Genomic DNA, 12,482 nt, shown 5'->3' with positions numbered 1-12,482 from the left:
TCGCGAATTTGCAGACGGTCGCGGCTTGTGGCCGCGGGCTTCAGCCTCCGCGATCGCTCGCGGAGGCTCAAGCCAATTGGAAGGGGAGTGGAACCGCGTCGCGGGCTAGCCCACGAATACGCCGCCCAGGTACTCTTGCGGTACCTCGGTCGAGAACAATTCCTCTGGCGTGCCGGTCGGCGACAGGTTGGCCCCGGCGTAGGCGGTCACCCGACCGGCGGCCCCCGGTCCACTGCCGGTCAACAGATCGGCCTTCGCGTCCCTGTCCAGGTCCTTCACCGCGATCGGCACCCCACCGCGGTTGGTCGGGTCGCCGGCAAAGAAGTTCGCCAGCACGCTCGCCGACTCGCCGCCGGTCTGCAACACGCTCTGGCCGGAGAGAGCGTACACCCGCGGCCCGCCGCCCGGCCCGCCGCCGAAGATCAGGTCGGAGAACCCGTCCCCATCGATGTCGCCCGACGCGATGTACACGCCGTTCCGCAGGGATTGCTCGAACACGAAGAAGTCGGCGAACAGGTGGACCGGCGTCCCCGTGAGGACGGACGCCCCGTCGTACCCGGCGACCCGCGGCCCGCCGCCGAACCCGGCCGCGACGAGCAGGTCGAGGCGACCGTCGCCGTTGATGTCGCCGACGGCCGCCCGAGCGCCGCCGCGGAAGTTCGGGTCGTCGATGCCGAAGAAGTTGGCCATCACCCGGCGATCGGCCCCACTGTACACCGTCACCCGCGGGCCGCCGCCCTCGTCGGGGGTGACGATGATATCCGCTTTGCCGTCGCCGTCCAGGTCGCCGAGGGTGACGAACACGCCGCCGGTGAACGACGCCTCGAACGGCTGGAACGACGCCACTTCGTCCCCGGTCGTCCCGTCGAAGATTTGGACGAGCGTGGCCCGGCCCGGCCCGCTGCCGACGACCGTGTCCGGGACGCCGTCGTTGTTCACGTCCCCGACGGCCGGCCGCACCCCGCCGCCGAACGAGGTTCCGATGGTCCGCGGCATCGCCCGCACCGACCCGTCGGCGTTCAACACGATCACCCCGTTGCCGGTGGCGACGGCCGTCACCGCCGGGGCGAGGAACCGTTGCACGATCTCGCCGGCCGCGACCGGGACGAAGGTGATGGCGTAGTTGCCGCCGCCGTTCCCGTCGCTGATCTCGCCGGCCGGCGTGAGTGTCTTGCCGGTGCCGATCGCGGGTGTGTCGTAAGTTTCGTTGAACGTGGCCGTGTCACCGGTGACGAGACTCCCCGTGGTCACGACCGGGATCGATTCGGCCGCCGTGGTGCCGTCGAACGGCCGCGAGTTGGCCACCGCGGTGACAGTGATGGCCCGCGGCGTGATTCGCCCGGCGACGGTGGGAACGGCGAGTGAGTAGTTGCTCGCGTCGACGCCGGTGAGGGTCAGGCCGCTCATCGCAACCGGAATGCCCGTGCTGGCGTTCCGGGTTGTGAAGCTGCCGGTTGCTGTTGCCGTGGCCACGGCCACCGTATCGCCGGCCACCGTGCCGGCGAGCACCGCCCCCGTGGTATTCAAGGTGGCGGCGGTCGTGCCGTCGTATTCCTTGTCGGCAACCGCCACCCCGGTGAGGGCGACCGATCGGGGGGTAATGGTGGCGACGGCCGTCGGCTGGGTGAGGGTGTAATTCCCGCGGTCGGCACCGGCGAGGCCCAGGCCGTTCACCGTGACGGAAACGTTCGCCCCGGCGTTCCGGGACGCGAATGTGCCCGTCGCCCCGCTCGCCGCGAGTGCGACCGTATCACCGGACACCACGCCGGAGAGGGCCACCCCGCCTACACCAATCGCGGCGGCCGTTGTGCCGTCGTAGACCTTGTCAGCAGCCGTCACGCCGGTGGCGGTGATGGCCCGCGGGGTGATGGTCGCGACTGCGGTTGGTTGGGCGACGATGTAGTTCCCCGCGTCAGCCCCGGTCAAGCCGAGGCCGGCGATCGCAACCGGAACATTGGCCCCGACGTTCTTCGTGGCGAAGGTGCCCGTTGCCGCCCCGCCGTTGAGGGCGACTGAGTCGCCGGCCACCGTGCCTGTGAGGGTCGCCCCGCCGGTACCGACGTTGGCGGCCGTCGTGCCGTCGTACACCTTGTCGCCCGCCGTCACCCCGGCCACGGTCAGGGCCTTCGGCGCGATGCTCGCGGCCGCCGTCGGCGGCGTCAGCGTGTAGTTCCCCGCGTCCGCACCGCCTACCGTGAGGCCGGAGACAACGACTGCCCGATTCGTTCCGGCCGTCTTGGTGACGAACGCCCCCGTCGCACCGGTCGAGTTCAACGTGATGGCGTCGCCACCGAGAACGCCCGTGAGGGTCGCCCCGCCGGTGCCGACGTTGGCGGCCGTCGTGCCGTCGTACACCTTGTCGCCCGCCGTCACCCCGGCCACGGTCAGGGCCTTCGGCGCGATGCTCGCGGCCGCCGTCGGCGGCGTCAGCGTGTAGTTCCCTGCGTCCGCACCGTTCAGGCCGAAGCCGCTGAGGGTCACGGCGATGTTCGCCCCGACGTTCTTCGTGGCGAAGCTGCCCGTCGCCCCCGAAGTGACAAGGCCAACGGCGTCCCCGGCGAACGCGCCGACGAGGCCAGCCCCGCCGGTGGTCAAGGTGGCCGTCGTCGTCGCGTCGTACACCTTGTCGGCGGCCGTGACGCCGGTGGCGGTCAGGACCTTCGGCGTGATGTTCGCGGCCGCCGTCGGCGGCGTCAGCGAGTAGTTACCCGCGTCCGCGCCGTTCAGGCCGAGGCCGAGCACCGTGACGGCGATGCCGGTACCGACGTTCTTGGTGGCGAACGTGCCGGTCGCGGTACCGCTCGCGAGCGTGACGTTGTCACCGCCGAGGACACCGGACAAGGCGGCCGTGCCGGCATTGACCGGTGCGGCGGTGGTCGCGTCGTACACCTTGTTGCCCGCCGTTACGCCGGTCACCGTAACGGCCTTCGGCGTGATACTCGCAGTGGTGATCGGCTGCGTCAGCACGTAGTTGCTGGCGTCGGAACCGGCGATCGTCAGGCCGCTCACGGCGACCGCGACGGAAGCCCCCACGTTCTTCGACACGAACACCCCGGTCGCGCCGCCGGTGGAAACGGTCACGGCATCCCCGGTGAAGACGCCGACGAGGATCGCCCCGGTGGCGTTGATCGCCGCAGCGGTGGTCGCGTCGTACACCTTGTTGCCTGCGGCGACGCCCGTCACCGTCAGCGTGGCCGGGGTGATGTCTGCCGGTGCGGTCGGCTGGGTGAGCACATAATTGCCCACGTCCCCACCGCCGATGGCCAGTCCGGCGACCGTGACGGCGATGCCGGTGCCGACGTTCTTCGATGCAAACGTGCCGGTCGCGCCACTACCCGCGAGGATGACGTTGTCACTGCCGAGGACGCCGGAGAGGACGGCCCCTCCGGCGTTCACGGAAGCCGCGGTGGTCGCGTCGTACACCTTGTTGCCCGCGGTGACACCCGTCACGGTCAGCGTCCGCGGCGTGATGTTCGCCATCGCGGTCGGCTGCGTGAGTACATAGTTGACCGCGTCCGTCCCGCCCAGGCTCAAGCCGGAGACGGCCACCGTGATGCCGGTGCCGGCGTTCTTCGTCACGAACACCCCGGTCGCCCCGCCCGACAGCAGGCTGATGTTGTCACCGCCGAGGACGCCAGACAGAACGGCTGTCGTCGCGTTGACGGCGGCGGCGGTAGTCGCGTCGTACACCTTGTTCGCGGCCGTCACACCCGTGATAGTCAGCGTCGCCGGGATGATGTTAGCCATCGTCGTCGGCTGGGTCAGGACGTAGTTCCCAGCGTCGGTGCCGTCCAAGCTCAGACCGGCGACGGTCACCATGATGCCGGTGCCGGCGTTCTTGTTGGCGAACGAACCCGCCACCGCGGAGCTGACCAAACCGACCGTGTCCGCACCGAGAACCCCGGAGAGGACCGCCCCGCCCGTGTTCACGGAAGCGGCGGTGGTCGCGTCGTACACCTTGTCGCTCGCGGTGACGTTCATCACCGTCAGCGACGCTGGGGTGATGCTGGCCGACGTGGTCGTCGGCGTCAGGACGTAGTTCCCGGCGTCCGTACCGCTGAGCGTCAACCCGTTGACAGTCACCATGATGCCGGTGCCGACATTCTTGTTGGCGAACGTCCCCGTCGCGCCACTGTTGAGACTGACATTGTCCGAGCCGAGCACGCCGGAGATCGTCCCGCTGAAGTTGATCGTCGCCGTCGTGGTGGCGTCGTACACCTTGTCGCTCGCGGTCGCCCCGGTCACCGTCAAGGAAGCGGGCGTGATGTTGGCAGACGTGGTCGGTTGGGTCAGAACGTAGTTCCCGGCGTTGGTGCCGCCCAGGCTCAGACCGCTGACGGTCACCATGACGCCGGTGCCGACGTTTTTGTTGGCGAACGTGCCCATCGCGCCCGAAGACAGAATCGTGACCATGTCGCCCGCGAAAACGCCGCCCAAACTGGCCCCGCCGGTGGTGATCGACGCGGTCGTGGTCGCGTCGTACACCTTGTCGCTCGCCATCACCCCGTTCGCCGTCAGCGTTGCCGGGGTGATGTTGGCCATTGTCGTCGGCTGCGTCAGGACGTAGTTCCCAGCGTCCGTGCCGTCGAGGGTCAGACCGGCGACGGTCACCATGATGCCGGTGCCGGCGTTCTTGTTGGCGAACGAACCCGCCACCGCGGAGCTGACCAAACCGACCGTATCCGCACCGAGAACCCCGACCAGCACGGCCCCGCTCGCGTTCACGGAAGCGGCGGTGGTCGCGTCGTACACCTTGTCGCTCGCGGTGACGTTATTGACCGTCAGCGTCGCCGGGGTGATGTTGGCCATCGTCGTCGGCTGCGTCAGGACATAGTTCCCGGCGTCCGTGTCCCCGATGGCCAAACCGCCGACAGTCACCGCGATGTTCGATCCGACGTTCTTCGTCGCGAAGGTGCCCGTAGGCATGGTCTTGTCCAACGAGACGGTGTCACTGCCGAGAACGCCCGCCAGAACAGCCCCGCTCGCGTTCACCACGGCGTTCGTGGTCGCGTCGTACACCTTGTCGCCGGCCGTCACGCCCGTGACCGTCAGCGTCGCCGGCGTGATGTTGGCCATCGTCGCTGGCTGGGTCAGGACGTAGTTCCCACTGTCGGTCCCGCCGATCGTCAGACCGCTAATCGTCACTCCGATGCCATTCGCCACGTTCTTGGACGAGAAGGCTCCGGTCGCCCCTGAGGTCATGAGGGTGACCATGTCCCCGCCGAAGACACCGACGAGCATGGCTCCCGTCTTATCCAACGCGGCCGCGGTCGTGGCGTCGTACACCTTGTTGCCAGCCGTGATGCCGGAGACCGTCAGCATCGCAGCCGTGATGGTCGCCGTGGTCGTCGGTTGGTTCAAGGAGTAGTTGCCCGCATCCGTCCCGGTCAGGTTCAGGCCGTTCACGGTCACCACAATGCCGGTGCCCACGTTCTTCGTCGCGAAGGTGCCCGTCCCGACGCTGTTGAGGCCCACGTCGTCGCTGCCCAACACCCCGGTCAAGTTCGCACCTGACGTGTTCAAGGTGGCCGTGGTGGTCGCGTCGTACACCTTGCCGTTCGCGGTCACGCCCATCACTGTCAGCATCGCGGGCGTGATGGTCGCCGTGGTCGTCGGTTGGCCTAACACGTAGTTCCCGGCGTCGGCACCGCCGATGCTCACGCCACCGACGGTCACCAAGACGTTCGTGCCGGCATTCTTCGTGACGAACGACCCTGTCGCACCGGAAGTCATCAGGCTGACCATGTCGCCACTGACGACGCCGATGAGCATGGCCCCCGCGGTGTCGATCGAGGCCGTGGTCGTGGTGTCGTACACCTTGTTGCCGGCCGTCACACCGCCCACCGTGAGCGAGGCGGGGGTAATGTCGGCCGTGATCGCCGGGAGGGTCAGCACGTAGTTCCCGGCGGCGGTCCCGGACAGGCTCAACCCGCCGAGCGTGATGGCGATTCCCGTGCCGACGTTCTTGTTGGCGAACGTACCCGTAGCCCCGGAACTGACTAGGCTAACCGTGTCCCCGCTGAAGACCCCGGTGAGCATCGCACCAACCGTGTTCAAGGTGGCGGCGGTGGTCGCGTCGTAAGTCTTGTTATTCCCGGACAGGCCCACGATCGTGAGCGAAGCGGGCGTGATCGCCTGGGAGAAGTTGCCCGCCCCGGAACTCATGCTGGTCGCGAAGCCGGACCCGGGCGTGTAGGTCGCGGTGATGACGTGGGCCGCGCCGCCGTTCACTTGGAGTTGGGTGGGCATCGAGGTGTACGTGAACGTCGCGAACCCGCTGCCGCTGCTGAAGATCGTGGTGGCCGTACCGAGCAAGACGCCGTTGTCGAAGAAGCTCACGCTGCCGGCCGTGGGCGAAACCGTTCCGCCGGCCGCGGTGACCGTGGCCGTGTACGTGATGGCGGTGCCGTAGACGGCCGACGCGCCTGCATTGCCGGTCACAGCCGTCGTCGTGGCCGTGGGGGCCGCGACCATGATCGTGAACGTCTGAGCGGCAGACGTATCCACCCCGCTGTTCGCGGTCCCGCCGTTGTCCATGAGGCGAACCGTAACCGTGGCGGTCCCACTCGCGCCCGCGGCAACGGTGAACGTCAATGTGCCGTTCGCACTGATCGTCGGGGCGACCGAGAACAGGCCGGCGTTGTCGTTCGATACGAGGAACGTGAGCGTTTGGCCGGCCTCATCGGTGGGGCCGGCCGAGATGCCCGTGACAAAGCCGGTCAGCGTCTGGGCTCCGGGGTTCGCTGGCAGCGGCACGTTCGTGGTGGGCAGGGTGAACGAGGGGACATCGTTGACCGCCGCCAGGGTCACAGCTACGGAGTCGCTGTCGGTCTGAGCCGCGCCAAACGCCCCCAGGTCGTCCGAAGTGATGGAGACGGCCGCGGTGCCGTTGTAGTTCGAATCGGGCGTGAACCGCAACCCGGCCAGGGCGGTGTTGACGGAGGCAAGGCTTCCGGTGAACGTCATCGCCGGGTCGGCCGTGCCGTCGCCAGTGGTGAACGAGAGGCCGGCCGTTCCCGAGAGGGTGAGTACGCCGTGAGTGGCGGTGATCGTGATCTTGATCGGCGTGCTCAAGCCGGCGTCGGCGACGGAAATCAGGTTGCCGTTCGCGGTGGAGAACACCAGATCGGTGTCCTCGAATCCGGACTGCGGGCCGGGGACCGTGTTGATCGGGGCCGCCCCCGCAATTTGTGTGACCGTGAGTGTAACGTCGTTACCGTCCCCGCCGACGTAGCTGATCGTGTACGTTCGGCCGTCGAGGACGAACGTCGCGCCTTCCGCCAAGCCGGCGAACGTGCCCGTGACGGCGTCCGTGCCGTCGTTGGAGATGATCGCGAACTTGGTGTTGAGTGCGGGCTTGTAGCCGGATCCGAGAGTTGGGGTCAGAGTTGCCCCGGTCAGGTCCACGCTGCCAACCACGTTGACCTGATCGTACCCGGTGCCGTTGAGATCGACGGCCAAGACCCGTGCCCCGGACGCCCCGAACGACACGTCGCCGGTGTTGAGAACCGCCGTGCCCGTTCCGGGTCCGCCGGGCTGTAGCGTGCCGGCGACGCCCGTCGCACCGACGGTGGCCGCCCCGCCGAAGGTCGCTCCATCGGCGACGGTCAGCGCGCCCGCCGTGGCGGCGTTCGAGACGTAGAGGCGGCCGGCCGAGACGCTCGTGTTGCCGTAGGCGTTCGCCGCGGTGAGGGCGAGCGTGCCGATACCGGCTTTGACGAACGACTGGGAGCCAGCGATCGAACCGCCGAAGGTGGAATCGGTGTCCTGCGTGACGGTCAGGCCGCCCGTGCCGAGGACGATATTGCCGCTGCCGGACAGAGGCCCATTGACGGCGATCGCGCCCGTCGCGGCGTTACCGAGTTGCGCGTTCAGGACGACGCCCGCGGCCCCGGTCAGGCTCACAGTTCCACCGCTGACGTTGCCAAGCGGAGTGGCCACGGTGAGTGCCCCCGCAGTCGTCGTCAGGTTGATCATCGGCGGGCCGGCCGTTTGCCCGGAAATGACCGCCGTCTCGCTGACGGTCACGCTCGCCGCCGCGTCGGAGGCGAGTAGGACGTTGCCGTAGTTAGTGTTGACGACCACGTTACCGCCCGCCACTCGGACTGGCAGTGGCGTCGTGCCCGTCGTGCCGACAGCGTCACCCGCGGCGGGGGTGGTAATACCGGCGATCAACTCAACTGTCCCAGTCGGCCCGGCGTTCAGAACGTTCGCGGCGGCGGCCGCGATGATCCGGCCGGCCTCCAGCGCGATGCCGTTCGGGATGGCGTTCACCACGATCCGCCCGCCGTCGCCGGCCGTCAGGCTGCCGACTGTCAGGGCCGACGGCGTCCCCTGGTCGCCGGAGATGTCCAGGTACACGGCCTGCGTCGCCGGCGTGCGGTTAGCCGTGACCGTGTTCGTGGTGTTGCTCGTGACGACGGCCGAAGTGGCGTCCATCGTGAACGCCTGGCCGGCCGTGCCCTGGTCGCGGTTGGCCTGCAACCAGACGGTGCCGCTGAACCCGGCCCCGCCGATCGTCACGTTCGGCCCGATGCCCAGCACGTCGTCCGCGGCCAGGTAGATCGTGCCCGACCCGGTGGAGATGTTGCCGATGGCATACAGGTTGTGCCCGCCAGCGTTGCCGGTCGCGACACGGATGCCGCCCGCCCCCTGGGCGGTGATAACCCCGGTCGTCAGGTCATGGCTGCCGGCCGCGTCCCACCCGACGGCGTAGAAGCCGCCGCTGCCGGTCGTCCCAGTCAGGTTGGCGACGGCGGCAGGAGTCCCGTTGGTCCCGTAGTTGTCGAGTTGGAGCGGGCGAGCGTCGGTTCCCACCGACCCGGCAGCCCCCGTCGTGAAGTTGTACGCGAACGCCTTCAGCGTCTCGGTGTTGCTGCCGCCGTTCAGCAACCCGGTAAAGGACGCGTCGAACGCCGCGTAGGCCGGGTCGGCCGTCCACAAGACGCTGCCGCCGTTGGCGGCAACCGTGTATCCGCCGCCGGTGTTGCTGCCGATCGACCCCTGACCGATGACCGCGTTGCCGGTCCCGCCGCCGGCCGTGTTCACGATGATGGAAACGCCGGCGGCGGTGGTGTTCGTGGTGGTGATCGACGCGGCCTTCTGGTCGTACCCCTGGCTGCCGGCCCCGTCGGTGTTGGCCGCGATTGTGATCGTGCCGGACCCGGCGTTCAGGTTCGCGCTCAGTGTGACGGCGTCGCCGCTGGAGAGCGCGATGTTGCCGGCCACGGTACTCGTCGCCCCCGCGACGTTCAGCGTGCCGGTCGTGTTAGAGATATCGACGTTCCCCACCCCAGTGGCGGTCGCGGTCACGTCGGCCCCGTCGGCCTCGGCGAGGAAGAGACCGCCGGCCCCCACCGTGGCGATGATCGTCGCCGCCTTCGTCCCCACCCGCTGGCCGGTCGTCCCAACGCCGTTTGGTGCTGTCAGATTGAGCGTCGGCGCCTGCAGCAACCCGGTCCCGCTGCCGGTGATGTTCGTCACACCGCCGATGGCGATCGAGGCAGTGGACGCTACGGTTCCCGCGACGGCGATCGTGCCGACGCCGTTGATCGCCAGCGGCACGGCCCCGGCGTCCACGGCGTTGAGCGTGTCGGCTCCGGAGTTCAGGCTGAACGTCAGGCCGGTGATGCCGGCGGTCGGGCCACTCACGGTCGTCGTGTTGTTGCCGCTCCACCCGGCCGCCACGGCGGCAGCCGACAAGGCGATCGGCCCCGACGTGTCGGTAACGCTGTACGTGCCGCCAGACTGCGTGACGGCGAGGTTGTTGTCTAGCCCGTTGCCCGACGCGAACAAGGCTACGCCGCCGGAAGTCACGTCCAACAGGGACGTGGTGACGATCGACGACACGGTGGCGACGATGTCGTTGCCGTCGCCGCCGGCGTAGTTGATCGTGAACACGTACCGGGGGTCGTTCACGGCCGACACCGTCGTGCCGCCGACGAACTGGCCGGTTACGGCGTCGCCCGTGCCGTCGTTGTTGACGATCACGAACGAGTCGTTGACGCTCAGCGTCCCGTTGGCGAACATCTGCAGCGTGCCGCCGGTTACGTTCACCGTGCCGTTGACATTCGCCACGTCGAAGGAGGCGGGGGTGTTCAGGTCGATCCGCAGAATCCCGCCGGTGCCGACCGCAAGGTTACCGATCGTCAGTGTACCCGTCACACTCACGTCGGCCGGGCTGACGACGCCGCCCGACTGGACCGTGAGCGGCAGGGCGTTCGTTGTGACACCAGACCCGACGACCACGCCGTTCGCGCCAACGACCAGTCCGCCTCCCGCCGCAGTGACGGCGATCTTCGAGGTGGGGAACAGCGTCAGGGTCGAGGCCAGCGTGGCCGGGTTGGTGCCGGCGTTGATGGTGACCAGCCCAGTCGTCGCACTGCCGACCAGGGCGGCAATGTTCACACCGCCACCGGCCGCCGTGCTGGTCAGGTTCACCACGCCGCTGACGGCGTTAGTGATCGGCCCGCTGACGGTGAGCACACCGGCGGTCGTGGAGAAGTTGAGCGATCCGCCGGTGGTCGTCTGCGTGACCGTGGCCGTTCCGGTCGCGGCAAAGCCCGTGGCGGCCGTCCCGGTAACGTAGGCATTGCCGAAGTTCGCACCGACGACCACATTGCCGCCAGCCACCTTGACCGGAATGGCCGACGTGCCAATGACATCGGCCACCGTCGCCGCGGTGATAGCCGCATTCAGGTCGATCGTCCCCGTAGTGCCGGCACTCAGGACGTTGGTCGCCGCGGCCATGACGATCTTGCCGGCCTCGTTAACGACGCCGTTTGGGATGGCGTCGATGACGATTCGCCCGCCGTTGCCGACCGTGATGTTGCCGACGGTCAGGGCCGACGGCGTGCCGGTGTCGCCGGAGATGTCCAGGTACACGGCCTGCGTCGCCGGCGTGCGGTTAGCCGTGACCGTGTTCGTCGTGTTACTCGTGACGATCGCCGCCGTAGTGTTCATCGTGAACGTCTGACCGGCCGTGCCCTGGTCGCGGTTGGCCTGCATCCAGACCGTGCCGCTGAACCCGGACCCGCCGATCGTGACCCCGGCGTTGACGGCCAGGTTGTCGTCCGAGGCCAGGTAGATGTTCCCGGTCGCGGTCTTGACGTTGCCGGCGACGATCAAGTTGTGCCCGCCGACGTTCGCGGTCACGACCCGGATGTCGCCGGAGCCCGTCGCGGTCGCGCCGCTGAGCGTCAACGGGGTGCCCCAGTCGACGAGGTAGGCACCGCCGCCACCGGCCGTCAGGTTCGCCGTCGACCCGGAAACCGGGGCGACCGTCTGAATCGGTCGCGTGTCGGAACCGACGCTGCCGCCGCCGGACGTAGTCAGTACGAGGGCGTTTGCCTTGATAGCGGCGGTAATGGCCGTCCCGCCGTTTGCCAACCCCCGGTAAGAATTGTTGGTGGCGAACGACCCGCCAAGGGCGGAGTCCGAACTCCACAGAATGTTCCCGCCGTTGGCCGTCACCGTGTACTTCGCGGACGAAGCCGTCGTAGACCCGACCGCGGCGAGGCCTATCGTCGCGTCGCCGGTCCCGCCAACCGTCACGGCGGCGGCGGCGGCCGTCGTGTTGTTCGTAATGATCCACCCGCCGCCCTGATTGAACCCTTCCGTCCCCGTGCCGTCCGTGTTCGCACTAATGCTGACGGTGCCGGTCGTCTGGTTGGCAATGGTGTAAGTCGACGTCGGAGCGACGTTGCCTGCCGAAGTCACCGTCCCGCCGATTTGGGCACCGTTCGTCAGCGACACCTGGTTGGTGCCGGTGATAACAATGTTGCCGGTGCTCGCGGGGTTGGTCGCCGGTGGGGCCGTTCGGACCGGCCCGCCAATCGACAGGGAGGTGCCCGTGTTGCTGATCGTCAGGGTTTGGTCGGCGACGACCGCCCCAGCCGTGGCGATGGCGTCCGTCCCGTCGCCGAGGTTCAGCACGACGGAGGTCACGCCGGCCGTGGGGACGTTGATGGAGTTCGGGTTGTTGACCGTAGCTCCCGAGACACCCGACGGGTCGATCGTTTCGCCCGCGTCGGTGACGACGAAGTTCCCGCCGGAGATAGACACCGAGGCGCTGTTGTTGACGCCCGCACCGGCCGTATACGTGAGCACGCCGCCGGTCAGATCGATGACGGCCGGCACGTCACGCGGTTCGAGGTTCTCGATCCGAAGTTGTGGGAGACTCTTGCGTGCGAGGGGGCGGCGGGTGGACTTGTTGTCGAAAATAGATCGCAGCCAAAATGGTCGCATGGGCGAGAGTCTCCGGGTGGGGCGCAAGGCACTTTCCGGCAACTCTTTGGCGGCGAGTCACCTGGTCGTGGGGGTCATTATCAAATCGAACAAGAAGAACCCGCGAAGGGTCGGTGAAGAGATCTGGCAAGTTGTGTGATGATTTTTGTGGCAGGTGTATCAATTGAGGCGTTGATCGTGCTCAAGCGTCCGGAATGCCTGAAATGAGTGCAGACGCTCGAAAGCGAAAGCGGACA

1 protein-coding gene is annotated in these 12,482 nt (G+C 68.1%); it reads right to left on the bottom strand.

The annotated features are described in order from the left end of the window. Positions 1–105 precede the first annotated feature (105 nt). Positions 106–12,246, bottom strand: a complete 12,141-nt coding sequence (locus PX52LOC_RS24120; protein WP_149112480.1) for a YDG domain-containing protein — start codon at positions 12,244–12,246, stop codon at positions 106–108. Between the last annotated feature and the right edge of the window lie 236 nt (positions 12,247–12,482).

This window comes from Limnoglobus roseus (genome assembly GCF_008254045.1).
Lineage (GTDB): Bacteria > Planctomycetota > Planctomycetia > Gemmatales > Gemmataceae > Limnoglobus > Limnoglobus roseus.
This window is presented reverse-complemented; position numbering and strand designations above follow the sequence as displayed.